Source organism: Phycisphaerales bacterium, assembly GCA_035627955.1.
GTDB lineage: Bacteria > Planctomycetota > Phycisphaerae > Phycisphaerales > UBA1924 > JAEYTB01.
The window spans coordinates 148514-174291 of the sequence record DASPKU010000015.1 but is presented as its reverse complement, the minus strand read 5'-3'; the positions used below and the strand labels follow the sequence as shown (position 1 = coordinate 174291).

The window sequence follows — 25778 nt, the reverse complement described above, 5'->3', positions numbered from 1 at the left end:
CCCGGAAAATCCTGCATCCGCCCCCTTGCGTGGGCGGTATTGTGTACCAGCCTCCCCGGAAGGGGAGCTGGAGAGACAACGATGCAGCATATTGCGCGAGTGGGCGCCTTTGTGGCGTTGATGGCGGTGGCGGGTGTGACCGGGGGTGCGGCGGGTGGCTTGCAGGGGGACCGGTATTACGCGGTGTCGTGGGCGAACGGGCGCATGTTCGAGATCAACGCGACGACCCTCGCGGGGACGCAGGTCGCGGCCTTTGGTGATTCGACGCAGTCGGCCAACGCGATGACGGAGGACGGCCTGGGGCGGCTGCTGGTGGTGAGCGCCAAAAACGGGCGTGCGGACCAGATCGTCACCTTTGACCCGGCCACCAACGAGTATCTGCCTGGGCGGGTGCAGACGACCCTGAACTTCATCAGCGGGATGGCACTCAGTCCGCAGGGCGAGCTGCTGGTGATCAACAACACCGGGGTCCACTCGGTGGACCGCAGCACCGGAGCGGCGACGTTGGTGGCGCCCACGCCGGGTCCGACGCAGGGGCTGGGGTACGGGCCGGACGGTGCGCTGTATGCCACCGGGAACAACGGCTTCCAGCCCTTCCTCTCGCGCTACACGCCGGGGTCGGGCTGGGCGACGGTGGGGAACCCGGCGCCGGGTACGAGCTTCTTCGTTCTGCAGACGCTGTTTACTGGTCCGGGGCAGACGCTCATGGCGGCGCGACTGGCCAGCGGGGGCAACACCCTTTATCACCTCGACCACCACACCGGGCAGATCCTCGGCCAGCAGGTGATGAACCTGACGGGCGTGAGCATTGATGTGCGAGGCATGGAGTTCGTGCCGTCGCCGGGGGGCGTGGGGGTGATGCTGGGCGGGGCGCTCTTCGCGACGCGGCGGCGGCGCGCGGCGTGTGCGCGGTGAGCGCGCGCGTCGATCAGGGAGCGGAGGACAGGCCGGACGCGGCAGAGGTTATCGAGTACGCGGCGGGGGAGCCGTCGCGGGTGAACACGCCGGCGCGGCTGGTGGTATCGGGGCTCGTGATGCTGGCGGTGGCGGTGGGCTTGCTGGTCGCGGCGTACAGGCTGGGGCGGGGGGCGTTGGCGCTTGAGCGGGAGGCGCGGGAGCGGGTGGTGGCGGCGGGAGGGTCGGGGGCGGCGCGTCGGGGGAGCGCGGGTGAGCACGAGCGGGAGGTGGCGGGGTGGTTGTGGGCGGGGGCCGCGGCGTGCACGGCGGTGGGCGGGCTGATGGCGACGGGGGCGGGGGTGTCGCTGCGGAAGGTGGCGGTGGGGTGAGGGGGGCGGTCCTCAGTCCCAAGTACCAGGTCCCAGGTTCCAGGTCCCCGGCTTCGGTCATCGGTCGTGCGCCTGAGGAGCCTGCGTGCGAGGTCATCGTGCCGGGCTGCGCATCGCGGTGCGCGGATGTCGCATGGGGAGTGGGCTCAGGAGACCTGGCATGAAGAGTGGCACACCCGGCGTTCTGTTGGCGGTCGTGGGCGCGGCGGTCTCGGCGGCGGCGGCGCGCGGGGAGCCGGGTGAGATCGTGTGGCAGGACGTGATCGTGCACGCGTACGCGTACGGGGCGTGGGACGGGGCGGACGCCGCGCCGGATGGGACGGTGTACTGGATGAACCGGGGGCTGCGGTCGTACACGCAGGAGGGGCAGCTGCGGTGGGTGCGGGAGACGGCGGGGGACAAGGTGACGATCGGGCGTGATGGGGCGATCTACACGACGGAGTACGTCAACACGCGGACGGCGGAGGACCCGTTCTGGGTTCCGCACCATGCGCGGATGACGCGGGACAACGAGATCGTGTGGACGCTGCCGCTGCCGCAGGGGTGCGCGTGGCTGGAGTCGGGGCCGGAGGTGGGGCCGGATGGGAACATCTACGGCACGTGCTCGGGCGGGTACAACGCGCCGGGGCCGGCGTGGTCGGTGCACCGGGACGGGTGGCACCGCTGGCGGGTGCCGGGGTTCAAGACGCCGAGCATCAACCTGAACCAGTTCGACGATGAGCGCGGGCGGTTCTACGTGCGTGCGGGGCAGATCCCGTACCCGAATGCCCCGTTCGGCGGCACGGGCGGGCTGGTAGCGATGGATCTGGATGGGAACGTGGAGTGGCGGATCGCGTCCAGCCGCAGCGACTACGTTGGGATCCACCAGCCCACGGGCGGCGTGGTGACCATGGGCTACGCGTTCGACGCGGATGGCGGCGTGCTGTGGCAGTACCCTGAGGGCTCAACGACCAGCGGGCCCGACGGGGCGATCTACGTGTACCGCGGCTACCACACGCTGAGCAAGTACTCGCCCGATGGCGAGCACCTGTGGACGACCGAGCAGTTCAACGCGGGCACGTGGGTGTGGCGGCCGGTCTTCTCGCCCGACGGCTCGGCGTTCTACATCACGAGCCACGCGGGGATCGGGTACCCGGACACGGCGACACTCTCGCAGGTGCAGGCGCGGCGGACGAGCGACGGCTCGCTGATCTGGCGGTACGAGTTCCCGCGGCTGGCGGATGACATCCTGGAGGTGCACCCGCCGGCGATCAGCCCCGACGGCACGCGCCTGTACGTGGCGGGCTACAAGCGGATCGCGGGGCACGGGCACCTGTGGGCGTTTGACACGGGGTTCGGCGCGCCGCCCGCGTGCGGCACGTCGGACTTCAACGGCGACGGCGACGCGGGGACCGACCAGGACATCGAGGCGTTCTTCGCGTGCATCGGGGGCGACTGCTGCGGGGCCTGCTTTGCGGGCGGCAGCGACTTCAACGGGGACGGCGACGCGGCGACGGACCAGGATATTGAGAGCTTCTTCAGGGTGCTGGGTGGGGGGGCGTGCTGAGCGCGTGAGAGGGTGAAACGTTAGACGGTGAGGCGGGAGGCCGTGAGTTCGGCACTCTGCTCCTGCTCTGCGTTCTCCGCTCTCCGCCTCCCGCTTTCCGCTTTCCGGTTTCCGGTTTCCGGTTTCACTCAAACGCCCGCGGCCGCGTGCGCTCTCGGTGAGGAGCTCGCACGCGGCCGCAGGTTTGGATGCCGTGGATCGGGCGGGGCTGATCCGTCAACCCCTCATGTCCACGCCGGTTTCCCGACGCGCCGGCGGCGGCGATCCTTCACCGCCGAACTTCCCGCCTCCAACGAAGAGGTCACAAGGGCTCTCACGGCTTGCCCCGGACCGGGCGCTACGGCCCGGTCAAACGCGCGCTCCGGCGCGTGCGGTGGTCTTTCGACCAGTCTGCGTTCCCTCTCTCCCGCTCTCTCTCTTCTGCCTTTGCTCAGCGCCTCCGCGCCTCCGCGTGAGATTGCCTCCCGGGCCTCACGCCGCGAGCTTGGTCTCGGTCGCGTTGGTGATGGCGAAGTTGCCGCCGCCGCCAACGCCGAACTGGAGGCTGAAGGTGTTGCCCGAGGGGCCCACGATGTTGTTGCGTACCGGGGTCACGATGTAGTCCACGCGGTCTACGCCGAAGGGCAGGGTCTTGTCCTCGTACTTCTTGACGCTGCCGACCGTGCCCACGAGCGTGAAGTTCGCCTCGCCGTTGATGCGCCGCTGCACGCGGTACTGCACGCCGCTGGCCGGCTGGCTTGCCTTCCACGACACCACGATCCAGCCCTCGGGCGTGACGGTGGCGGAGAAGTTCGTGGGGGCGTTCGGAATCGGCTGGGGGCCGGGGGGCGACACGGGATCGACGCCACTGAGCACATAGACCTGGTTGTTGTTGGTGGTCTCGGCGTAGGCGCGGATCAGGTTGATGTAGCCGCCGCCCAGCGTCCGCACCGCGGCCATGGCGTCGTTGAGCTCGAGGGTCGCGGCCTTGGCCGCCTCCCGTGCCTTCACCGCCGCCGCCTCTGCCGCGATGAACGCGTCGGCGACGGTTTTGAAGGCCTGGACCTGCGGAGCACTCAATCCGATTTGCGCCTGGTTCAAAACCCAGAGGTCCCGGTGCGATCCCGCCCACTGAAGCAGCTCTGCGATTGTGGTAGGCATTGCCTACTCCTCATAGAAAGGGCCGAGCGCGGCACACACAGAACCCGCAGCGGCCAAGACACAGAAAACACGCCCGGCCCGTTCCCCCCGGGCAACACGCCCGGGCAGGCCTTCGGTCGCTGTCGGCGGGGTTGGTCCTTGTGGGAGCCTTGTGTTCCCCGCCGCGGCGACGTACATGGCATCGGGAAGCGCGGGGGGTGGGATTAGTCCGACTCTGCGTTTTTTTCCGTGTGCACCGATCAAATGGCGCAAGACGAGCAGGGATCGGTGGTTAGCTCGCTACCGTTTTCCTCTAGGATGCCGTGATGAGCGTGAGTGGAAAGCGAGTGGTGGCGTTCTGTGGCGCTGGCCTGTCCGTCCGAGATGGGTACCCGGCGATGTCGAGCTTCAACGGCTACCTGCGGTCATCTGGCCTGCTCAGTAATGACGAGCTGCGAGCGTTCGACGCGATTCAAGCGCATTGCACGGACATCTCGGCCCTAGTTGGCGGGTCCGCACGGAACATCGAGCAACTAGCGTCGCTGTTGGAACTGATGCGACTCTCCAAGCCCACGCTGACGTTCCCGGGCGCGGGCCACTACGCCACACCAGCAGCCGCGCTTGCACTCGTGCGCAAGGCAATCGCTCTCGTCTATTCACCTAACCACCGCGAGATGAACTCCGGGGTCGGCCCGTTGCTGAGCAACGTCCTGGAGCACGACAACGAGCTCACGGTGATCACCACGAACTACGACCTGAACGTCGAGGCGGCGGCTGCCGCAAACGAGATTGCAGTGCGTATGACTCCGACGGTCGTGGCCGCATGCGTGCACCCGAAACGGGAGCAGGAGCCGCGCTTAGGCTCTCTCTATTCTGGGAAGCTTGGGCACAACCGCAATCTAGCCGGGCGGCAGCTCACTCTGCTCAAGCTCCACGGGTCTGTGAACTGGTTTAACGACGGGATGGACTTCCGCGTCGATGACCGGATCACAGGTTCGGAATACAACGCTCAACAGGAGAAGTTCCACCGCCGGAGATGGGACCGCGGCGCCGAGTCATGGTGCTTTCCCGAGCACACCGTGATCATTCCGCCAACCGTGCTTAAGTCCGCCTTCTTTGACGCTGTTCAGGAACAGTGGCAGCACGCCGCGGACGCTCTAGGCCAGGCGCAGGTGCTCGTGTTCATCGGGTACAGCTTCCCCGAATCCGACACGTTCATGAGGTACTTCATGGCAACCTCGCTTCATCGGAACGTGAGCATCGAACGGATCATCGTTGTGGACCCAGCGGCGTACGAGATTGCCGAGCGTATCCATCCGCTCTTGGCGCATCCCCAGCACCAAGGCCTTTGGGAGGTGCACGCAATGCCGTGGGAACGCGTTCACCTCACGGCCGCGTTGGAGGGTGGATGGGTCCCAGACGCCTCTGACCACTACGTCAAGGAGGTGAAAAACCGGAACCAGGTCAAGGCAGTCCTGCGGGGGGAGGTTGTCCCCGAGGACCGTGTGGTCTATCAGCGCGGACTCCGTGGCCGATAATCCCGCTCCTCCCGCCGTGAAAACGGTGGTGGGGGCCCGGCGGGGTCCAAAGGGAGCTCTTCAAGGTCGACACGGAGCTCTTCCGTGCCGACACGGAACTCCTCAGGGTCGACACGGAGCTCTTCCGTGCAGACACGGAACTCCTCAGTGTCTACATGGAACGCCTCCGTGTCTGCATGGAGCCCCTCAGTGTCTGCACGGAACTCCTCAGCGCAGACACGGAACGCCTCAGTGTCGACACGGAACGGCCCCCCGCAATCATCCGGGCAGGGAGTCGCAAGAGGGGCGGCGAGCCCCTTTTGCATCAGCGGAACAACTGCGACGAGGTGACGCCGCGCAGCCGAGACGGCCTCAGGGCCGGCGCTTCCTTCGTGGGGGTCGGGCTCTCCCTGGCCACTCAGTGGACGGCGGGGTTTGGGGGATCGGGGTGGGCGACGTGCCATCACCTTCGGCACTGTGAAGGTAATGTCTTGGCGCGCGGAGTTGTGGGCCGCTGCGTGTCCGGCAGTCCCGCAGGACCACATTTCGAAGCGGAGAGGTGGTGGCAGGCCGAAGGTCATGCCATCCGCCGCTATAGGGCGTGGTATGCTCTACGCCGGGACCTGCCGGAGCTTTTTTTATGACCTGTATTCTCGCCGCCCGTCGCCGGATGGTCGCCCTCGTCCTTGCGTGTTCGTCCGCCGCGGGCCCGGCGCAGACAATCCCGAGCCAACCGCGTGCGCTCTCCGGCGTGACCGGCCCATTGGGCCCGGGCATGGGGGACCTGACGTACCTGACCGCGGGAATTCCCTGCGTGGACGCCGCGGGCAATGTGGCGTTCGGGGCGAGAATCGCGGGTCCGGGGGTCACCGCGGCCAACGATCAAGGGCTCTGGCTCGGAACTCTCCAGGGGAACCAAGTCATGGTGCGTCGCGGCGATCCCGCGGTTGGCTTTGCGCAAGGGGTGTACGGCCAGTTCAGTCTCTTGGCGCTCTCTCGCTCCGGAGTGCTCGCGTTCCATGCCTTCGTCGACGGGTTGTCGCCCAATGCCACGGTGAGTGGGCTGTGGTCAAACCGCACCGGCGTCCTCGCCAAGGCCGGTGAATCCAACAACTACCCGGTGTTGCAGGAGAATCAGTTCCGGGGCATCACGCGGTTCTACTTCGGCGATGCCGGACTGCTGACGCTGGTGGTTACCGACGACTCGGGCTTCTCGTACCCGACGCAGGAAACCCCGACCGCGCCGCCGCCGAGGTTCCCTCCGGGAACGCTTGCAGTGCCCACCGGGACTTTGGAGTCGGTTGAGTATGGTGTGAACGGGGCCGCGGTCTCGGAGTCTGGGGGCGTGCTGTTCAGCGGGAGGTACCGCGCGCCGTCGAACCAGGTTGGGGCGGGCCTGTGGACGCTGCACAACGGTGTGATGACAGAGGTGGCGTTGGTCTCTTCACCGGCGCCCGGCGGGCTGGTCTACTGCTCGTTCGATGAGCGGAAGGCGGCGAACGAGGCGGGCGACCTCGCGTTCAGCGCCGCGTTGGGTATGCCCAACCAGCTTCCGACGACGGGTGCTCTGTTCCACGTGAGGGGGGGCGTGGTGACGCGGTTGGTCACCACGGGGGACCCCGCCCCCGGGCGTCCGGGGGTGACACTGCGCGGCGCAGGTGTGCGTGTGATGAACCGCGCGGGCGCCGTTCTTTTCAGCAGCCATACCAGCACGAACGCGAGCGCTGAACTCTGGCGCGTGAGCGCTGACGGGCAGGTGTCGGGCGTGGTGGGGCACGGGCAATCGCTGCCCGGCTTGCCGCCGGGGGTCACCACCTCCAACCTCTGGGACCCGTCCATGAATGCGGCGGGGGAGGTTGCCCTGATGGTGGACGTGGCGGGCCCTGGGATTAGCTCGGCGAACAACCGGGTGCTGGTGTGCATCGGGGCCCACGGGCGCATGGACGTGGTCGCGCGAACGGGCGTGCCGCTCACGATCGCGCCGGGCATTGTGCGAACGCCGACAGCCATCGGGTTCCAGAGCGGCGGCGGGGGGGAGGATGGACGCGCGACCGGCCTTTCGGACAGCGGGGTGGTCGCGTATCGGGCGATTTTCAGCGACGGGTCGTACGCCGTGCTGACGGCGACAGTCCCCCGGTGCGGGACCGCGGACTTCAACAACGATGGGGACATCGGCACCGACGCGGACATCGAGGCGTTCTTCGCGTGCCTGGGCGGGAACTGCTGCGAGACGTGTTACAGCGGCGGGGCGGACTTCAACGCCGACGGGGACATCGGGACCGATGCGGATATTGAGAGCTTCTTCAGGGTGCTGGGTGGGGGGAGCTGCTGACCGGTGCTTTCGCGGTCAGGGGCGGACGGACCGGATGTGATTCGCATCCGTCGTTGTCGAGCCTTCGGCCACGCGGGCGCGGAGTTCAGGGCGGAGGCGTTCCCAGTGCTCGGCCATCACCTCGTCGGCGGGGCGGTCGTAGTAGTTCCAGGGTATGTGGCGCGCGTTCAGCCCCACGAGGTGCGCTCCGCATCGCCCCGGTCGCGGGGTGTGGGGGTGGAAGGGTGAGCACATGGTGAGGTCCGGGGCGGGCACGGCGAGAGGCATGCCACCGAACATCGCGGCCGCGACCTGGAGGCCCTGCTCGTCGAGCTCGGACACGAGGCGTGCGTCCTTGGGCAGGCGCGAGAGTGTCGCAGCGAGCGCCTCTTCGTAGTCGAGCGCGGCGGGTACTCCTCTGAGCCCCGCGTTGAGCGGCGGGTGGGCGGGGGGCGGGCACCACGCGTCGAAGGAGCCGTAGGCGCGGGTGCTGTCCGTCGCGAAGATGCTGCGCGTTCCGCCTGCCTTGGCATCGCTGATCCAGTGTCGAAGCGTTTCGGGCAGGTCCCACAGGATGCAGTCGTTGTCCAGCGCCAGCTCGAGGGCGTCTGGGCTTACGCGGGGCGGGGCCAGTTTCCAGGCGGCGCCCTCAGCAAGGGCGCGTCCGAAGGCACGCTGGATTTCGGTCGGGATGTCTTCGATGCTCACCGGCCGCCATTGAACGCGCGGCGGTACGGGTCCGGTGCGTCGCTGTGCCTCCGCGACTTCAAGGGTGTTCACGCACACGACGTACTCCGCGGCGTCACCGAATGCACGGGTGGCGCCTTGGACTGAGAGTGCGAGGGCCTCGAAGCCGCGGGGGGCGACGTCGCCGATGGTCCAGCGCACAGTGAGCGGAGTGTTCACGCGGCCTCCTGCGCGGGGCCGGAGAGAGGTCGACGCATGACCAGCAGGCCGCGGAGGGCCGGACCGGGGGGCTGGCGCAGCGGCGGGCCGGGTTCGATGCGGAACCCGAGTCGTTCATAGAACCGGATGGCGCCGTCATTGTGCGGTTCGACCTCGAGCTCGGCGGTGGCGGCGCCGCGGCTGACGAGCGCGCCGAGTGCCGCCCGCACGAGCAGCGAGCCGAGCCCCAGGCCGCGGATGTCCGGTCTCACGCGCACGGCCCAGAGCGCGCCGACGCCGCCCGGGGCGAGCGGCAGTTCCACCCACGCCTGTCCGGCGGGAACGCCGGCCACTTCGACCACCAGGAAGCAGCAGTCGCCGCGCAGGTGCCGGCGGAACATCTGTCGGATGAGGGCGCGGTCGTGGGCGAAGGCGTGCCCGAACTCCAGCTGCCGCAGGTCGCCCCGGAGGCAGTGCCGCACGTGTGCATCGATGGACTGGCTCACGCGGCAACCCTCCGGCGCGCTCGCACACAGAGCGAGCGGGTCGGGGCCTCGCGGCCGCCCCAGAGGAACTTGTAGCGCTCCAGCCCACGGAGGAAGTCGAAGCGGGCGGCCCCGGCCGCGTGTGCATCGTGGATCAGTGCGCTGACGGCGAGGGTTCCGGGGCTGAGCTCGGCGTGGGCTGGATCGAAGCCGCCGATGTAGTAGAACACGACGCGGGCGTGGGGGTCGGCGAGCCCGAGGGCCGCGCCGATGACGGCCTGAGGGGACTTTACGAGGACCAGTCGGAGCATGCCGGCCTGGTGGAGCCGCTGCGCGGCGTCACGCAGGAACGACTGCACGCGCGGGTCCGCCAGCACGCCGTTCTGTTCGCGCGCCTCCCAGCGTGCGCGGTGGAGGCGGAAGAGCTCGAAGAGTGAAGCTGCGGCGTCGTCGCGTGCACCAAGACGGTGCGTGGTGACGCCCGCGCGGACCGCACGCCGGGTGATGGTCCTCAGGTTCTGCTGCATCTTGGCGGGGAGGACGTCGGCAAGCGCACGCCCGGTGAAGTCGAGCACCACGCAGGGCTCCGCCGGTTCGGTCGACTCCGAGGCCGCGAGGGGAGAGCATGACCGGAGCTGTGGGATGAGGGCCTGGTCGGCGCCGCCCTCCAGCAGCCGGTGCAAGGCCGCGAGGGCGTCGGCGTCGGCCCCGGGCATGCAGAGCGCGTCGAGGTAATCGGAGTTTCCGATGCCCAGGGGGAGGAGCTGGTCTGAGTGTCGGTCGCGGTACATCGGGACCAGGGCCCGCAGCTCACCCTCGCGGCTGCGCACCGTAGCAACACGGAGGGGGCCGGGTGCGAAGTGCTCGGCCCATGGGATGAGCCACGCGGGGTGCTGGAACGGTGTCGCCCGCGCGTCGGCCGCCGCGAGGGTTGCCCATTCCGGCTCCAGAGAACGCAGCTCCTCGAGCGAAGTGAGCACTGCGTGCTGCGGCCTTGCACGCGGGCGGTGGCGACTGGGTGCGCGGGCGAGCTGCGAGTAGCGATCCAGGTACTGCGCGGTCATACGCGAGACTGAGAAGCGGCGGGCGGCGTCATCGCGGCAGTCACGCGGGTTGATCCGGTCGCTGCCGGCGATGGCCCCGGCCATCTCTTCGGGCAAGTCGACGAGCAGACCGGTGACGCCGTCGCGGAGGATGTGCGGGAGGTTGCCGCGGCGGTAGGCGATCACGGGGGTGGCGTGGGCGAGAGCCTCCATCGCGACGAGCGAGCTGGTCTCGGGCTGCGTCGAGGGGATCAGCACGCACCGGGCGCGCGAGAGCAGCCGGTGCTTGAACTCGCCGGCGGCGTGCCCGAGGAATCGGGCGCCGCGGCCGAGCTGTGGGGCGACCTCTGTGGCGAAGTAGCGGCGGTGCTCCTCGTAGGGGAGCACATCGCCTGCGATGAGCAGCGGAACGCCGGCGCGGGTGCAGGCGGCGATCGCGTCACGCTGGTTCTTCTGCGGGCACACGCGCCCGAGCATGAGTGCGTACCGGCCCTTGTCCAGGGACCAAGGGACATCGGTGCGGACGCCGTTGTCGATCGGCGGGAGGAGACGCTCGCGCCAGGCGCATTCGTCGTGCTGCGACCGCGAGACGGCGTGGAGGTAGACGTGGGGACCGGCGAGGTCCTTTACGCGCGGGTCGTACCAGCCGGTGGGGAGGTGGAGTGTGACGAGCGTGGGCGGGCCTGAGGGTGGCGGTGGCGGGAGGTAGGCGTGGAAGTCCAGGCCGTGGTAGTGGACAATGGAGACGGGCTCGCGTGCGAGGACGCGTGAGATTGTCTGCTGGTAGTAGGTCCATGCCCGGTCGCGGTCCTCGCCGTCGCGCGGGCGCGGCGTTGCGACCAGCTCGCCCCGGACGTTGGAGCCCTCGCACGCGATGACGAGCGAGCGGTGGCCCGCGTCCACGAGCGCGGCGTCGAGCATCGCCAGCACCTGTTCGGCGCCGCCTGGAGCGTCGGGCGCGACGGGTACGAACGGGAATGCGACGCTGAGCACAGTCAGCATGCCGCCTCCGCTTGAGCGACACTCGCCGGGTTGTCGCCCTCGAAGCCGAGCTCCGTCAGGGCCGCGCGGGCGAGGGATGTGAAGCGCGGGCCTGTCATGCCCCAGGGCTGAGACTCATAGTGCAGCGGTCCACGGTGTGGGGGGCGTGTGAAGTCGTGCTGGGGGGCCAACCGGAACTGCTCCTGCACCTGGCTGAAGAGTGCGAGCGTGCCGGCCTGGGAGTTGTAGCAGGCCAGCAGCCGCCGCTTGCGGGCCTGTTCGCCCGCGGTGAGGTGCACGGTCAAGGCTCCGGCTGCATGGATGAAGCTGTTGGAGGTGAACGCGCCGGCGGCCGCGTGGTAGAGCGCCATTTCAATGATGATCGGCGCCCGGCGGGTGAGCAGGCGCACGGCGGCGTGGACAGAGAACGCAGCGGCGTCGTGGTCGGGGTGGCCGCCCTCGTAGGCGTGCGTAAGCACGAGGTCGCACCGAGTCTTCTCGAAGTGGTCGGCGAGCGTTTGCGCGAGCGCCGGCAGGTGCAGGCTGGCCGTCTGGTCGCGGAGATTCAGCTCGCGGGTGGCTGGAGGGCGGCAGCAGCCGAGGGAGAGAGCCGCGTCCCGCTCGGCGCGGCGGCAGGCCGCGTATGCGGTCTGAGTGAGGCCCAGGCGTGCCGCGTCGTTCCCGTCTGCCGGTGAGCCGTCGGTCAGGAACACGAATGCGGCGTGGCCGAGCACCGGCAGGAGTGTGGAGGCGCCGAGCGTCTCATCGTCGGGGTGGGCCACGACGAGGCAGGGGGACCGCGGGATGAATGGGAGCTGGAGCGCGTGGGCGAGGCTGCGGAGGTCCATGGGGTGCCGCGAGTATCGACGCGCCCGGTGGGGTAGGAGTGAGTTGCGGCTGATGGCGCGGACACCGTGTGGCGAGCGCGGTGTGGACATCGCGGTGAGGCAACGGCGATGGTGAGATCGGGATGGACCAGGACGTCGAGAGCATCTTCAGGGCGGGGGCGGCGGCGTACTGAGCGGCATCGGCGTCCTCGCCAGCCGGATCATTTACTGTGGTAAGCACCGGGCGTGCGTGGAAGGCTGCCCGCCATGCGATCCACCCTTACCGACCGTGTGTTTTCGTGTCCCGTGCTTCGGCTCCTGGGCGCGGTGCTGCTCGTGCTGTGCGTGATGGGACAAACCGCCGCGCGGGGGCAGTCGGTGGTGTGGCAGGAAGAAGAAAAGGTGGCGCCGCCCAGCGGGAGGAACGGGCACGCGATGGCGTACGACTCGGCCCGCGGCGTCACCGTCCTCTTCGGGGGTGATGACGGGAACGGCATCCGCAGCGGCGAGACCTGGGAGTGGAACGGGACGAAGTGGAGACAGGTGCTGGTCAGCGGCCCTTCGGCGCGGCGCTGGCACGCGATGGCGTACGACTCGGCACGCGGGGTGACTGTTCTCTTCGGTGGACAGACCGCGAGCGGCCGCAATGGCTAGACCTGGGAGTGGGACGGGGAGACCTGGACCCAGCGGCTGGTCGGCGGTCCGTCGCCTCGGTTCTACCACGCGATGGCCTACGACTCGGCCCGCGGCGTGACGGTTCTGGTCGGGGGCGACGCCGGGGGCGCGGGCAGCAGCATCTACAACAACCAGGTTTGGGAGTGGAACGGGACGGCCTGGACCTCGCGCCCGATCGGGCCATCGGCGCGGCACCGGCATGCGATGGCCTACGACTCGGCCCGTGGCGTGACGGTTCTCTTCGGTGGCTACACCAACGGCGCGAGCGTCCGCAACGGCGAAACCTGGGAGTGGAACGGGAACACGTGGACACAGCGGGTGGTCACCGGGCCCTCGGCGCGCGCGAGCAGCGCGATGGCTGAGGTGGGGCCACGCCATGGCCTACGACGCGGCCAGGGGGCTCATGGTCCTCTTCGGGGGGCATTACAACTGGTCCTTCGACGAGACATGGGAGTGGAACGGGACGGCCTGGAATCAGCGGGCGATCCGCGGGCCGACCGGGAGGTGGGGGCACGCGATGGCGTTCGACACGGCCCGCGGCGTTGCCGTGGTCACCGGAGGGATTGTCCCCAATGGCCAGCTCACTCAGATCACCGGCCAGGTCTTGGAATGGAATGGCTCCTCATGGGTTCAGCAGTCGAACTTCGGTTTCCAGGATCGGTACGGGCACGCCATGGCGTACGACGCGGCCCGCGGCGTGACGGTTGTCATGGGGGGCTTCACCAGTGACGGCGTCATGACCAACGCCACCATGCTGTGGAATGGGACCACCTGGTCCACGGGCTCCAGCGGCCCGTTGGCGCGGATCTTCCACGCGATGGCCTACGACTCGGCGCGTGCGCGCGTTGTGCTCTTCGGCGGCAATACGACCTCCGGATACACCGGCGACACCTGGGAATGGAACGGGTCCGCCTGGACCCAGCGAGCCGTGGCCGGGCCCTCGCCAAGGGCGGGCCACGCGATGGCCTACGACGCAGCGCGCGGCGTGACCGTCCTCTTCGGTGGTTCAACCGCCAGCAACGTGCTGAACGGCGAGACCTGGGAGTGGAACGGTACCACCTGGACACAGCGCGAGGTCGCCGGCCCCTCGCCACGCGGGGGCCATGGGATGGCGTACGACGCTCCGCGGCGTGACCGTGCTGTTCGGGGGCAGCACGGGCGTCTACGACGGCGAGACGTGGGAGTGGAACGGGACGGCCTGGACGCAGCGTGTGGTCAGTGGACCCGCGGCGCGGTCGCACTTCCCGATGGTGTACGACGCTGCCCGCGCCGAAGTGGTTCTCTTCGGCGGGAGCACCGGCGATTACAGCGACGAGACGTGGAGCCTGGGCTCGTGCACGGCCCCGTCGCTCACCGCGCAGCCCGGGGCTCAGACGGTGTGCGCTGGGGGCTCGGCGAGCTTTGCGGTGTTGGCCGCGGGGACCGGGCTGCTCAACTACCAGTGGATGAAGGGCGACGCGCCCCTCGCGGATGAGCCGAACCGCATCGCGGGGGCGACTGGCGCGACGCTGATGATCCTGAACACGACCGGCGCTGACCGGGGCGACTACTCGTGCACCGTCACGAATGCCTGCGGCGGCGTGATCAGCAACATGACCACGCTCACCATCAACTCGTCGGACTTCAACGGCGATGGTGACGTGGGCACCGTCCAGGACATCGAGGCTTTCTTCGCGTGCCTGGGTGGGGACTGCTGCGCCACGTGCGGGAGCTCGGACTTCAACGCCGATGGGGACATCGGGACCGACCAGGACATCGAGAGCTTCTTCCGCGTGCTGGGCGGGGGGGCGTGCTGAGACTGCCGTTCGGTTCAGGGCGTCATTGGGTGCATGGCGGTGGTTGCGTTATGCTCGGCGCGTGATTGCTGCGTTTGTCATTCAGGTGGTGCTCGCCCTCGCGGCGGCGTTGGCGGCGCCGTGGGTCGGGCGGCGGGGGCGCGGGGTGTGGCTCACCGTGCTGATCGCGGCGACGGTGGTGATGGCGTGCTGGCCGCTCATCCGGGTGTTCACGCCGGACGCGGTGGCGCTGCTGGGGGTGCGCACGGTCGTGTGCACCGAGCTGACGGCGATGATCGTGCCGGCGACCTTGTTCTTCGGGATCGTGGCGGGGAAGGTGCCCAACAAGCGGGACGGGCGGATGCTGCTGGTCCTGTCGGCGGCGGTGGGGCTGTACTTCGTGAAGGCGGGGGCGTGGATGGTGTGGCCGGCGGGGGGCGGTGTCGGCGAGGAGGCGCGGGGGGGCGTGGGGGGGACGAAGATCGACGGCGCGGGTGTGTGCCGGCAGAGCACCGGGTACACGTGCGTGGCGGCGTCGATGGTGACGCTGCTGCAAGCCCGCGGCGTGCCCGCTGACGAGGCGGAGATGGCGCGCCTGTCGTACACCGAGATCGGCGGCGGGGCCACGGACTCGCGGGCGCTGCTGGCGCTGCGGACCAAACTCGATGCGCACCAGTCGGCGACCGGCGAGCGCCTGCATGCGGCCTATGGGCGGATGGATGCGGCGGGGCTGATCGCGGCCGCGAAGCCCTGCCTGGTGCAGATGGACTGGGGGTTCTTCGTCTCGCACATGGTGCCGGTGATGGATGCGGACAGCGAGCGCGTCATTATCGGTGACCCGCTGGAGGGCACGCGGTCGGTGCCGATGGCGGAGTTTGTGCGGGAGTGGAAGGGGCGGGCGATCACGGTGGAGTGACGGGGCTCGTGAGCCCGCGTGGGCGGTGGCGCGGCGTCGCGAGGGCGTTCGGTGTCGGCCGTACTACTGCGGGCGGCAGCCGCACGAACTCACGGCCAAGGCCCGCCGGGGTCCTTGGGCTCGGGGATGCCCAAGGCGCGGCTGAGGTAAACGTCGATGATCGAGTAGCTGGCGAGGCCCGCGCGGCCGATGATCAGGCCGGGTTCTGGCGGGGGCGTCTGCTTCTGGTATTCGTCGACGAAGCTACGCGGGTCGTCCTCGGGGAACAGGACGCTCTTGAACACGTGGCGGGGGAGGAGCTCCTGGGGCTGGAGCGGTGCGTTGCGGAGGTGGAGGTAGAAGCCCGTGGTCCAGCCGCGGTCGTTGGTGATCGTGGGCGGGATGAGCAGGTCAGGCGTGATTGGGGTCGTGATGGCCGTGGGGTCGAGGGGGTCTTTGACCTCCATGCGGTAGAAGTAGAGGAGGTTGGCCCCGGGCGCGAGGCCGACGGCGTTGTTGTTGATGACGCGCCCGATGACCCAGCGCTCGCCGCGCATGTTGAGGGCGAAGAGGTCCCCCGGCTCGGGCTGGTGGCGCGAGCGCCTGATGACCATCATGTTGAGGTGCTCATGGGGCGTGAGCGTGGGCGCCGGAGTCTTTGCGCGCTGAGGGCGGGCCATGCTTCAATCCTTCTTGGGAGGGATGCCCAGGGCGATGCTGAGGGCGTCATCGATGAAGGTATAGCTGGAGAGGCCGCTCATACCGCAGAAAAGGCCGGGCTCTGGCGGTGGCGTGGGGTTCCCATACTCATCGATGAAGCGGCGAGGGTCGTTCTCGGCATAGACCTCGCTCTTGAAGACGTGGCGGGGGAGGAGCTCCTGGGGCTGGAGCGGCACGTTGCGGAGGTGGAGGTAGAAGCCGCGCGTCCAGCCGAGGTTGTTGGTGATCTCGGGCGGGATGAGCAGGTCGGGGGCGATCGGGGTCTTGGTGGCCGTGGGGTCGAAGGGGTCTTCGACCTCCATGCGGTAGAAGTAGAGGAGGTTGGCGTTCGCGGTGAGGCCGACGGCGTTGTTGCTGATGACGCGCCCGATGACCCAGCGCTTCCCACACATGTTGACCGCGAAGAGGTCGCCGGGCGTGGGGCTGTGGCGCGAGCGCTTGAAGAACATGGCGTTGACGTCTTCCGCGGGAGTAAACGTGGGCGGCGCGGCGACTGGTGGGGAGCGTTTGGGACGCGGCATGGTTGTGGCAGCATACCGGGGGAGGCACGGGGAACAGCGATGGCCCGGGCATTGTCGCGCCGGATGAGCCGGGAAACGATTGCGTCCTTGAGGGCTTGCGGTATCCTCCTGCTGCTGGCCCCCCGGGTCGGCAGGAGAGAACAGACAAGCGGCGCCACGCTAAGGGGTGAGGAGTTCCCGCGATGTCGTTCTGTCTGTTCCGTACCCGCGGTCTTGTTGACACCATCGGCACCACTCAACCGTCCAACGGCCTCCGCAGGTCGCACGTCGCCTTGATTGTCGGTGGGCTGATGCTGGCCTCAGCGGGGGCTCCGTCGGCGGCGTTTGGGCAGGCGGACATCTTCGAGTTCAACGGGCACCAGTACCGCTTGTACGCGGATTCGTCGGCGCGGACGTGGGCGGACGCGGCGGCGTTCGCGGCGACGCTGAGCGTTGGCGGGCAGAGCGGGTACCTGGCGCGGATCGACAGCGCGGCGGAGAACACGCGGATTGTGCAGTCGATCCTGGCGAATCAGGGCGTGCTCACGCGGACGGCGGCCGACGGCGGCGGCGGGCGGTACGTGTGGATCGGGGCCAACGACCGCGCGGCCGAGGGGGCCTGGCGGTGGGCGGACGGCACGCAGTTCTGGAGCGGCGGGCCCGGCGGCTCGGCGGTGGGCGGGCTGTACAACAACTGGGGCACGAACCAGAGCGGGCGCACGGAGCCGGACAACTTCCTGTTCCAGGCCGCGGGGCAGGACGCCGCGGGGATCTCGGTGAACGGCTGGCCGCTGGGCACGGCGGGGCAGTGGAACGACATCGGGGAGACGAACGTGATGCCGTTCATCGTGGAGTTCAACGTGGTGCCTGCGCCCGGGGCGTTAGCGCCGCTGGCGGTGCTGCTGGTGTGCGGGCGGCGGCGGCGGGAGAGGAAGTCCTAGGTCCTCAGTCGTGGGTCCTCGGTCCTGCGCCTCGCGTGATGCGCGAGCCCCGAGCGTCAGCGAGCGGGTGTTCATCGCCGCACAAGCGTCCCCGTGCAGCGCCTTACGCCGCACGAGTCACTCAGCGTGACCGTGGTCGGTGTGGTCGCGATTGTCGACGGAAAGCACGCCGTCAGCGCCGTGCGCTTTGAGCCATTGGCGCGCCAGGCGGGCGACTGGCTCAAGGGCGGTTCCGTAGCCGCCCAGCGCATCCTCGGTCAGAGTGAGCAGGAAGCCGCAGTCTTGGGACACCACGAAGAACTCGAAGTGAACACCCTCGTTCAGGAATGACTCGAGCTCGGCGCCGTTGCTGAACGCGAACATTTCCGTCAAGTCATCGCGGTCGAAGAAGATGACGCAGGACTGCTCGCCGACGACATGGGACAGCTGCCGCCAGCTGTTGTGATCGCACGGGAAGACCACGCCGGTGGCGGTGACCGACTCGGCGAAGCCGTGGGAGACGCGCCGGCCTGACGCGAAGGTCTCCTCAACCCTGGCCCGCAGGTCCGTGGCCTCGTCGATGGCGAGCGTCCGCTTCGGTACGCCCGACGCGTCGAAGGCCTCCTGCATCCAGGTTGCGTAGAAAGGGTGCATCGAGCAGGACCGCCGGTTGGCACGGATCGGTGAAGGATAAGCGGCGGGCGGCATCCCCTCCGGTGCCGCGGACTACTTTGTTCACGAAGCAGAACGGTTGGTGGTACGGCTTGCGAGGTGCCGCGTGGTACCCTTCCCGTGATGCCCCATCTCTCCTTGAAGGCCCGGCTGGTGCTGCTCGTGGTGGTGGGGGGCGGGCTGCTCGCGCTGGCGTACTTCGGCGGCGAGTCGCTGCAGCGGCGGATCGGCCCGGCCGCGTCGGGCGTGCTGGGGCTGCTGACTGGGGGCGTGGTCTTCGCGCTGGTGTTCTATGTGGTGCTGGGGCTGCTCGATCGCGTCACGCCGTCCTCGCGGAACCAGGAGCCGCTCGGCCGCCCACCCACGCTCAAGGAGTGGAAGGCGCGGCGGCAGCGGCCGCGGCCGTGGTGGATGTGGTGGGGGGGCTGGGGTTAGGCGGCCCGCGGTATGCTCCTGCAATGCCTGCAAAGCCGCCCAAGCTCATCGCGATCGACCATGACGATTACCACGCCGAGCACGTGGGGAAGACGGCGGACGGGCGGCAGTTCTTCCTGACGACGCCGTTCGAGCCGGCGCTGAACGGGAGCGCCGGGCGGGAGTTCCTGGCGCTGTTCCTCTTTGACCGCAAGGGGGCGCTGCTGGAGGCGCGGATCGAGGACCTGGGCACGCGGGCCACGCTGGACGAGACCCGGGCCGCGGCGCTCCGCGACCAGTGGCTCGCGTCGCTGGGCACGCTCAGGCACGGCCGCATCAGGGTCGCGCCCTTCGCGGTCGAGCGCTTCGGCACGCAGTTCGGCCTCATCGCCCGCGCGCCCGAGGACGAGGACGATGAGTGGGTGGTGGAGCTCCAGCCCGGCAACTTCATGGCGTTCATGGAGCCGTGGGACTCGGGGGAGTACGAAACGTGAGGGGCCCGGCGGCCCGGGCCGGATCGCGTAGGCTGCCGTCATGGAGAAGTGGTGCGTCGTCATCCTGGCGGCGCTGCTCATCATCGGCCTGCTCACCGGGACGAAGTGGGCCGTCGTAGTGCCTGTCGGCGTGGCGGCCGTCTGCGCGACCTGGTGGTGCGCGTGGAAGTACGACCAGTGGGCTGAGAGAAGGCGGAAGAGCGAGGGGTCCCGGGGCCTGTTCTCACGCGTGAGGTCGTGCATGCCCCGCTCAAACGCCCGCGGCCGCGTGCGCTCTCGGTGAGGAGCTCGCACGCGGCCGCAGGTTTGCCCCGCGCTCTCGCGCGGGTGGTTGGATGCCGTGGATCGGGCGGGGCTCATCCATGAACCCCTGAAAGTGACGCCGAGGTCCTCGACGCGCCGGTCGGTGTGTTCCCGTTCACCGCCAGGCTTCCCGCCCCGGCATGACTTCCGGGGTGACAAGGGCTCTCACGGCTTGCCCCGGACATGGCGCAACGGCCCTGTCAAACGCGCGCTCCGGCGCGTGCGGTGGTCTTTCGACCAGTCGGCGTTCTCTCTCTCTCTCTTCTGCTATCAGCTCAGCGCCTCCGCGCCTCCGCGAGAGGTTCATCCTTGAACCTCACGCGGCGAGCTTGGTGGTGTTCTCCCCGGGCGTGCTGGTGGGGGTGACGGTGGCGAAGAACCCGCCGCCGCTGGTGCCCAGGCGGACGTCGAAGACGGCGGGGTTGCCGCGGCGGGTGCTCCGCACCGCGGTGATCTGGTAGGAGACGCCGGGCGAGGCCTTGGGGATGGCGTCGCTGAAGCTGCGCACGCCGGTGGCCCCGATGAACTGCCAGTCGTCGCTGCCCAGCTCGGCGCGGCGCACCTCGTAGATGGTGCCGCTGGCGCCCGCGGGGTTCTTGCACTTCCACTTCAGGACGATCGACCCGTCCTGCAGCAGCTCCACCTTCCAGTCGGTGGGCGTGCCGGGGGCCGGGACGCTCGAGGGGACGGCCGGCGGGGGCACCATGCTGAGGTTGTAGACGTTGGTGGGGTTGCTCGACTGCTCCGCGAAGGCGCGGATGGTCGAGACCAGCGAGGAGCCCAGGCTGCCCATCGCCGCGGTGTCGCCGTAGAACTTCACGGTGGCGGCCTTGCTGGCGGCGCGGATCTCCTCCGCCTCCTGCTCGCTGTTCTCCGCGGCGGTGATGGCCGCCGCCATCGCGGTGCACTGGGCCGCGGTGAGCCCGATGCTGGTGTTGGCCGCGCTCCAGGCCGTGATGCGGTCACGGAACCACTGGATCTTGTCGCGGCGGTCAGACGGTACGACTTGATTCCCCATGGCGAACCTCCCGGGCGCGTGGCCCTGGCTTGAGTCATGCTGCGGCCCGGTCATGGGTGACCCAGCGCCGCAAGCTGACCTCATCGCCCCCAACACACCCTTCTGCGGACCTGCACGAGAGCCGGCCGCGGGGAGGGACGCCGTCAGCACCCATTACCTCGGCGCTCCCGCCCCCTCACTTTCGTCTCCTTCGCGAATTCCGGCAAAGTCGTCACAGGCCGCCGGCGCGTCCTTCCGGCGGCTCCACGGAGCCCCTCACGGGTGGAACGACCCGCCCGGGGGCCGTGCCTCGTCCGGCGGAGAGCCCCACGGCCGCGCCCCGCCGCCCGCCCGCAACCCCCGCCCCGCCAGGCCCTTACCGCTGCCGCCGCGCCCCACGGCAGGCCCCGCCCGCCGTTATCCGGGCCTGTTCAACAACCGTTTCTTGACGTCGAGACGCGGCTTCTCAACGTCGGGAAGTCACTTCTCAACGTCGAACAGCCCTGTCCCGACGTTCGACAGGAGCACCTCGACGTCCAGCAGCCGCACCTCAACGTTGAGCGGCCGCGGCTCAACGTTGAACCGCCCCGTTTCAACGTCGGGGCGCCGGTGTGCAATGTCGTGCTTGCAGAATGGCCCTCTTCGTGGTGCAATGTCGGCACACTCCAGCCGAAAGGGGGGCACATGCCAGCACAGGGCAGCGGGTCCGAATCGTTTGATGTGGCGCAGCAGCTCTGGGCCGCTTACCGCGCCGACCTTCCAGCCAAGCGGCTGGAGTGGCTGGCGGGCGCCGCGAACCAGGAGGAGCGGGATGAAGTGGAAGCGGCTGCGCAGACGTTCACCACGCACGCCCTGATGATCGAAACGACCATGACGCGCCTGCAGCAGCGCGCCCTTGAGATCAAGTCTCCAAAGGAGCGCGATGCAACCCTGCAGTTGATCGGGGCGTCGATGTGCCTGGCCTTCAAGGTCGCGGCGGAATCCAGGCAGGCCCCCGGCGATGGTGCGGACTCACTCGCGACCGCTCGAGTGCAGGCGGCGCAGCTGGGCCAGTTTGCCGCGAACCAATGCAAGGACACGGCCCGGCTGCTCGACCAGTGGGATGAGGTCGACAAAGCCGCCGAAGAGCTCACACGGTCGCAGATCGCGCGTCTCCGCGTCACGGCCCGCCACAGCGACAAAGAGGTGCGGGCGTTCTCGGCCACGACCGAGAAGTTTCTTGAGCAGGGCCTCGAGGCCCAGAAGGCGCTCGCGGCCGCCCGCCGCGCCGGAACGAACTTCCAGATCGGACTTGTTGAGGACGTGGTCCCGCTGATGGGGCTGATCGGGGGGAAAGACCCCGAGGAAGTGTTCGTAGCGCTCTCAAAGCTGGAGGGGAAGCTCCTGCGGCTGGGGCCCGTGGTCGTGGGCGGGGCGGTGGATTACATTCTGAGCGCCCCGCTGGTGGGCTCCATCCTCGGGTTCTGGCTGGGCGAGGCGGTGGAGGACTACGCCGTCCCGGCCATCAAAAAGAAGCGCAGCGATGACTGGGTGGCGCGCCGGTGGAGGATGGCGTACGACGCCGGCTTCACCCTGCTCCCGCTCGTGACGCTCCTCATCGCCGATATGGCCATCACCAGCGCCCTGGGCCGCCAGGCCCTCGAAGACCGGATGACCGAGGTGTCCAAGGCCATGGCCCGCGAGACGGCCGCTGCACAGGCGATCATCGCCGAGCTCAAGCCCGAGACAAAGCAGCTGGCGCCCTGATCGACAAGCCCCTGCTGGTGAGGGGCCCTGCACGTTCCCGCCGCCCGCCCCGCCCTGGCTCGATTGGAGCGGGGCCCGAGCTGTGGGGCCGCGACCGCCCTGCCCCTTTGGCACCGCCCGCCCCCCCAACAGGACCAGCAGCGCAAGACCCTTGAGCCCCCATCAAGGCCCGCCGTGCTCGTCAGCTTCCTCGCCCCCCACGAAACCCCACACGCACCCCATCGTCGTGTGCGGTGGCCAATTTGAGCCGTGGGGAAGGGACGTGGGCGATGGGGACGGGGACTTGGTGGGGCAGTAGGGCGGGGGTTGAGGCCGTCGGCTTGCACCCCAGGTAGCTCCTCCGGTACTCTGGTCCCTACCATTTACCGTCCGGCCCGCGCGGGCCCTTGGTTTGCGGAGGTACCTGAATGCCCACTGGGAATCCGGCGATCTCAAAACAAGCGATGCTTCTCATGCTGCTTGGACTCGAGGGGTCAGGCCTGTCCACAAAGGGGGTGAGCGGCATCACTCGCTTGCAGAAGCTCCTGTTCCTGCTTTGGAAGGAAGCGGGTGTCGAAGAGGTAAGCACTGGATTCGAGTTCAAGCCCTACAAGGCGGGTCCCTATTCCCGCAAGCTGTACGACGAGCTGGAGCTACTAGAAAACCTCGGCTTGATCAAGAGCGACATCCAAGGGGAGGCGAGCGAGGCTGAGGCGGTCGAACTTGAGGAGCTTTCATTCGAGCAACTCATGGGTCCCCAAGCTGCACCATTCGTGAGCGCGCCATCGCGAGACACTGCCTCGACGGCTGACACCTTCGAGGAACGGCGGTACACCTTAACGCCAAAAGGGACAGCGCTTGTCCAGCGGCTCCTGCAAGACCCATCGACAGCGCCGTTCGCCGACGGAATTCGGAAGGTCAAGTCAAGGTTCGGCAACTACTCGTTGCAGGATCTGCTCTACCACGTGTACACGAAGTACGAACGTGAGGGGTGGACGAGTGAATCGGAGATCCGTGATAAAGTGCTCGCGAAAGGGGGCAGACGTTGACGTCGCAGGAACTGTCCGACCTGGGACTCCAGATCGAGTTGGGCAGCTTCGTGCTTTCACTGCCGGCGACCTATGCGATCATCGGCGACAAGTTCGTCCGGCCCACTGTGGAGCGGGCCGACGCCGTTTGTGCCCTGAGCCGTGGCAAATTGACCACCGCCTTGGGTATGGCCATGAAACCGTTCGTGGCAACGGGTCGAGGCTCGGCTGCAAAGGTCGCGCTTGTTGGCCCCGATGGGAACCCACTTGAAGAGGCCGACATCAACAAGGTTTTCTCTATCGAAAGCACGCAGTTCCAGGAGGCTGTCCGGTCGTTCTTGGACGCATCCTCCGATGACCTTGACCGGTACCACCGTGCGGTCGCGGTCCGCACCAGTATTAAGGCCCACTGGAATTTCTGTAGAACGATGATCGGGCTCTGGTGCGTGTGTGCCGGCGCGGCGCTTGGTCTCTTCCTCATGTTCAGCAAAGGGGTGATCGGCCTTCCGACGGTGTCTTGGCTCTGGGTGTTCTTGGTCCTGTCGGTCGCCCCCGTCGCGGCCTTCATCATCCGCATCCCCTTTCTTGCGGCAAGTTGCAACAGGTTGGAGACGGAGGAGAGCCTCGTATGAGATCATTCAAGAAGGAGTCCTCGCTCGTCAAGCCCGTGCGTGCAAGCCTTCGAAGACGTGGGTTTCGGCGCGTTCAGCAGGAGGTGCAATTTTATGAGTACAGCATGGACCTATACGCGTACTCGAAGGCGCAAGACACCACCACCGCTATCGAGCTGAAACTCACGCGATGGTCAAGGGCATTCCAGCAGGCGCTGATCTACCAGCTTTGTGCAGATTTCGTTTACGTTGCTTTGCCAATGGCAACTGTCGAACGGGTTGATAAGTCGCTCTTTGAGTGCCACGGTGTCGGTCTCATCGGCGTGCGCCCCGGACCGCGGTGTGTTACAGTGATAGAGCCAAAGAGATCAAACGTCTTGGACGCGCAGTACCGCGAGTTTTACGTTTCGCTCCTTCAAGGGGAAGTGTGAGTGGCAATCGCCCCGCCAAAGGTCGTTCTCCGGCTCGGCTCGCACGCGGAGAAAGAATACTTCGAGATGCTCGCGGGCAGTCTCGATGGGTTCATGTTCGGCGGGAACTTGCTCGAGATCACCCCCGCAGCTACGGCCAGCCTCATCTTCGCGCTGCGGCAGCGTGCCAAGAAGAACTTGCCGTACTACCTCGACCCGATGACCTACTGCTTCGGCCCCTACATCGACCCGGACACCAGGACAAAGCGTGTCGATCTTGAGTCGCTGAAATCGGAACGGTTAGAGTCGCGTGGCTCCAAGCGTAAGGTCAAATCGGTGAAGGATTCGTACGCTGACCTCGCGGAGCGACTCGGAAATGCGTTTCGGACAGCCGTCGGCGATGGCAAGTCGTGCACAGCAATCGACGTTTCAGTGATTGCGCCGGAGAATCGGGATGAGATGTGCCGGACAGTGGTCCGGTACCAATTGGAACGCGTGCGGGAGATCATCTCAGAGGATGACCTTTTAAAGGCTGAGTTTGGGGACGATTGTGGGCCTGCGGCCGTTTTCGCGCCCTACTTCTTCATCCACGAGAAGTGGGCTAATCAGGCCATCCCTGACGCGCTCGATCTCATCCAACGAACCGTCAGGCTGAAGAGTTCCGCCCCAGCACATGCGATCCTTTGCACGAGCGAGGCGATCCTCGGAAGCCCGAGCCATCTAAAGGCACTATCCGATGGGTTGAAGAGAACAGGCGTCGCTGGGGTCTGGTTGTGGTTTGACGGATTCGACGAATTGGAAACCAGTGCCGATCGTGCTGTCGCCTTACGGTCGTTCATCCGGGAGCTTGCCGGCCACATGGCGGTGTTCAATCTCCACGGTGGTTACTTCAGCATGCTTTTGGCACACGATGGGCTTACCGGCGTCAGTCATGGCGTGGGATACGGTGAGCGCAAACCAGTAGCGCAGGTCATCGGTGCGGCCGCTCCGACGGTGAGGTACTACCTCCCCGCAATCCATAAACGAGTTGGCGTGGCTGAGATTCAGCGGTGCTACCCCAACGTTGGTATTGCTTCGAAGCAGGATTTTTTGGATAAGGTGTGCAGCTGTCAGATTTGCAAAGGCGTCATTGGGGGGCCAGAGGGGTTAGGGGGGTTCAAATCGTTCGGCGAGCTCCACAGGGCGCGTGAAGAGTCCCAGCGCGACACTCAAACACCTGCCGCAGCCAAGATGTGCCGCTACCACTTCCTCATCAATAGGCTGAAGGAACGCACCGCGATCGCGGGCATGGACCCAAAGAAGCGCTCGGAACTAATCACCTCGAACGCGGCGTCGTGGCGGAACTGCCTCGCCCTGGCGCAGTTCGTCGGTCCCCCGGGTACCCAAGGCTATCTAGAGAACTGGGCTCGGGCTTTCTCGGACGCCTGACTACAACTGTTCGTGTGCCGCTCGCGCACCCAGAGGGGCTTTCGTTTTTGCCCGCCCCTATGATCCCCCCCGGTCCTACCGCGCACACAGAACCCCTCAGAGGTCACCCCCCCAATGGCCCTGTTTTCCCGCAAGAACTCGTCGTCGGACAAGTCTGGTCAGAAGCCTCAGACGGTGGTGGTGCCCAGTGGCCCCGGTGGTGGGGGTGGGG

27 protein-coding genes are annotated in these 25778 nt (G+C 67.7%); 17 read left to right on the top strand and 10 right to left on the bottom strand.

The genetic code is table 11. The annotated features are described in order from the left end of the window. Nucleotides 1-81: 81 nt before the first annotated feature. From VD997_13470 to VD997_13460, 3 genes are all read left to right on the top strand, one after another. Entirely contained in the window at nt 82-915 is an 834-nt protein-coding gene (locus VD997_13470; protein HYE63000.1) for a hypothetical protein, read from the top strand. Further along, nucleotides 912-1286 carry a hypothetical protein gene (locus VD997_13465; protein ID HYE62999.1) on the top strand — a complete coding sequence of 125 codons (375 nt, stop codon included), beginning with the start codon at nt 912-914 and terminating at the stop codon, nt 1284-1286. Before VD997_13470 ends, VD997_13465 begins: the two co-directional genes overlap by 4 nt. 160 nt (nt 1287-1446) lie before the next feature. Further along, entirely contained in the window at nt 1447-2832 is a 1386-nt protein-coding gene (locus VD997_13460) for a hypothetical protein (protein ID HYE62998.1), read from the top strand. A 471-nt stretch (nt 2833-3303) separates the two neighbouring features. Here the strand turns inward: VD997_13460 and VD997_13455 are convergent, their stop codons facing one another. Beyond that, nucleotides 3304-3972: a fibronectin type III domain-containing protein gene (locus VD997_13455; GenBank protein HYE62997.1), complete on the bottom strand. Its 669-nt coding sequence runs from the start codon at nt 3970-3972 to the stop codon at nt 3304-3306. 305 nt (nt 3973-4277) lie between these two features. Between VD997_13455 and VD997_13450 the strand changes: the two genes are divergently transcribed. Together VD997_13450 and VD997_13445 are read left to right on the top strand one after the other, a co-directional pair. Beyond that, a complete protein-coding gene (locus VD997_13450) occupies nt 4278-5489 on the top strand; it encodes an SIR2 family protein (GenBank protein ID HYE62996.1) in 1212 nt (403 codons plus the stop codon). A 730-nt stretch (nt 5490-6219) separates the two neighbouring features. Continuing rightward, nucleotides 6220-7800, top strand: a complete 1581-nt coding sequence (locus VD997_13445; GenBank protein HYE62995.1) for a choice-of-anchor tandem repeat NxxGxxAF-containing protein — start codon at nt 6220-6222, stop codon at nt 7798-7800. A gap of 15 nt (nt 7801-7815) precedes the next feature. On the opposite strand, the gene VD997_13440 is transcribed toward VD997_13445, so the two are convergent. Genes VD997_13440 through VD997_13425 form a run of 4 tightly spaced genes read right to left on the bottom strand, consistent with a single transcriptional unit; the run spans nt 7816 to nt 12021 of the window. Beyond that, nucleotides 7816-8685 carry a hypothetical protein gene (locus VD997_13440; GenBank protein ID HYE62994.1) on the bottom strand — a complete coding sequence of 290 codons (870 nt, stop codon included), beginning with the start codon at nt 8683-8685 and terminating at the stop codon, nt 7816-7818. Next, a complete protein-coding gene (locus VD997_13435) occupies nt 8682-9170 on the bottom strand; it encodes a GNAT family N-acetyltransferase (GenBank protein HYE62993.1) in 489 nt (162 codons plus the stop codon). The genes VD997_13440 and VD997_13435 overlap by 4 nt, the downstream gene beginning before the upstream one ends. Then, nucleotides 9167-11194 (bottom strand): GNAT family N-acetyltransferase, encoded by a 2028-nt coding sequence (locus VD997_13430; protein HYE62992.1) that lies wholly within the window; start codon nt 11192-11194, stop codon nt 9167-9169. The genes VD997_13435 and VD997_13430 overlap by 4 nt, the downstream gene beginning before the upstream one ends. Then, entirely contained in the window at nt 11188-12021 is an 834-nt protein-coding gene (locus tag VD997_13425; protein HYE62991.1) for a PIG-L family deacetylase, read from the bottom strand. Before VD997_13425 ends, VD997_13430 begins: the two co-directional genes overlap by 7 nt. Before the next feature lie 285 nt (nt 12022-12306). On the opposite strand from VD997_13425, the gene VD997_13420 reads away from it, so the two are divergent. The 3 genes from VD997_13420 (at nt 12307) to VD997_13410 (ending at nt 15366) form a co-directional block, all read left to right on the top strand. After that, nucleotides 12307-12654: a kelch repeat-containing protein gene (locus VD997_13420; protein HYE62990.1), complete on the top strand. Its 348-nt coding sequence runs from the start codon at nt 12307-12309 to the stop codon at nt 12652-12654. Nucleotides 12655-13778: 1124 nt separating this feature from the next. After that, a complete protein-coding gene (locus VD997_13415; protein HYE62989.1) occupies nt 13779-14471 on the top strand; it encodes an immunoglobulin domain-containing protein in 693 nt (230 codons plus the stop codon). Nucleotides 14472-14532: 61 nt separating this feature from the next. After that, nucleotides 14533-15366: a cysteine peptidase family C39 domain-containing protein gene (locus tag VD997_13410; GenBank protein HYE62988.1), complete on the top strand. Its 834-nt coding sequence runs from the start codon at nt 14533-14535 to the stop codon at nt 15364-15366. An 89-nt stretch (nt 15367-15455) separates the two neighbouring features. Here the strand turns inward: VD997_13410 and VD997_13405 are convergent, their stop codons facing one another. Continuing rightward, nucleotides 15456-16025, bottom strand: a complete 570-nt coding sequence (locus tag VD997_13405) for an Imm26 family immunity protein (protein ID HYE62987.1) — start codon at nt 16023-16025, stop codon at nt 15456-15458. Nucleotides 16026-16028: 3 nt separating this feature from the next. Continuing rightward, nucleotides 16029-16586 carry an Imm26 family immunity protein gene (locus tag VD997_13400; GenBank protein HYE62986.1) on the bottom strand — a complete coding sequence of 186 codons (558 nt, stop codon included), beginning with the start codon at nt 16584-16586 and terminating at the stop codon, nt 16029-16031. A gap of 182 nt (nt 16587-16768) precedes the next feature. On the opposite strand from VD997_13400, the gene VD997_13395 reads away from it, so the two are divergent. Beyond that, nucleotides 16769-17506 (top strand): lectin-like protein, encoded by a 738-nt coding sequence (locus tag VD997_13395; GenBank protein HYE62985.1) that lies wholly within the window; start codon nt 16769-16771, stop codon nt 17504-17506. A 117-nt stretch (nt 17507-17623) separates the two neighbouring features. On the opposite strand, the gene VD997_13390 is transcribed toward VD997_13395, so the two are convergent. Then, nucleotides 17624-18115 carry a hypothetical protein gene (locus tag VD997_13390; GenBank protein ID HYE62984.1) on the bottom strand — a complete coding sequence of 164 codons (492 nt, stop codon included), beginning with the start codon at nt 18113-18115 and terminating at the stop codon, nt 17624-17626. Nucleotides 18116-18280: 165 nt separating this feature from the next. Here VD997_13390 and VD997_13385 point away from each other — a divergent pair, with 165 nt between their 5' ends. From VD997_13385 to VD997_13375, 3 genes are read left to right on the top strand one after another with little or no spacing between them, the layout of a single operon-like run. Then, on the top strand, nt 18281-18592 hold the full coding sequence (locus VD997_13385) for a hypothetical protein (GenBank protein HYE62983.1): 312 nt from the start codon (nt 18281-18283) through the stop codon (nt 18590-18592). A 23-nt stretch (nt 18593-18615) separates the two neighbouring features. After that, entirely contained in the window at nt 18616-19065 is a 450-nt protein-coding gene (locus VD997_13380) for a hypothetical protein (GenBank protein ID HYE62982.1), read from the top strand. 40 nt (nt 19066-19105) lie between these two features. Continuing rightward, the gene (locus VD997_13375) at nt 19106-19348 is read left to right on the top strand and encodes a hypothetical protein (GenBank protein ID HYE62981.1); all 243 of its coding nucleotides are present in this window, start codon (nt 19106-19108) and stop codon (nt 19346-19348) included. A 336-nt stretch (nt 19349-19684) separates the two neighbouring features. Here VD997_13375 and VD997_13370 read toward each other — a convergent pair whose 3' ends face one another. Together VD997_13370 and VD997_13365 are read right to left on the bottom strand one after the other, a co-directional pair. After that, complete coding sequence (locus VD997_13370; GenBank protein ID HYE62980.1) at nt 19685-20386, bottom strand: fibronectin type III domain-containing protein; 702 nt, start codon at nt 20384-20386, stop codon at nt 19685-19687. 459 nt (nt 20387-20845) lie between these two features. Beyond that, the gene (locus VD997_13365; protein HYE62979.1) at nt 20846-21049 is read right to left on the bottom strand and encodes a hypothetical protein; all 204 of its coding nucleotides are present in this window, start codon (nt 21047-21049) and stop codon (nt 20846-20848) included. Between VD997_13365 and VD997_13360 the strand changes: the two genes are divergently transcribed. From VD997_13360 to VD997_13340, 5 genes are all read left to right on the top strand, one after another. Beyond that, nucleotides 21050-22111, top strand: coding sequence for a hypothetical protein (locus VD997_13360; GenBank protein ID HYE62978.1), 1062 nt, complete (start codon nt 21050-21052; stop codon nt 22109-22111). It abuts the gene before it with no gap. A 407-nt stretch (nt 22112-22518) separates the two neighbouring features. Beyond that, nucleotides 22519-23139: a hypothetical protein gene (locus VD997_13355; GenBank protein HYE62977.1), complete on the top strand. Its 621-nt coding sequence runs from the start codon at nt 22519-22521 to the stop codon at nt 23137-23139. Then, the gene (locus VD997_13350; protein HYE62976.1) at nt 23136-23750 is read left to right on the top strand and encodes a hypothetical protein; all 615 of its coding nucleotides are present in this window, start codon (nt 23136-23138) and stop codon (nt 23748-23750) included. The genes VD997_13355 and VD997_13350 overlap by 4 nt, the downstream gene beginning before the upstream one ends. Then, a complete protein-coding gene (locus VD997_13345; GenBank protein HYE62975.1) occupies nt 23747-24160 on the top strand; it encodes a hypothetical protein in 414 nt (137 codons plus the stop codon). The genes VD997_13350 and VD997_13345 overlap by 4 nt, the downstream gene beginning before the upstream one ends. Next, a complete protein-coding gene (locus VD997_13340) occupies nt 24161-25567 on the top strand; it encodes a hypothetical protein (protein HYE62974.1) in 1407 nt (468 codons plus the stop codon). Nucleotides 25568-25778: the final 211 nt, after the last annotated feature.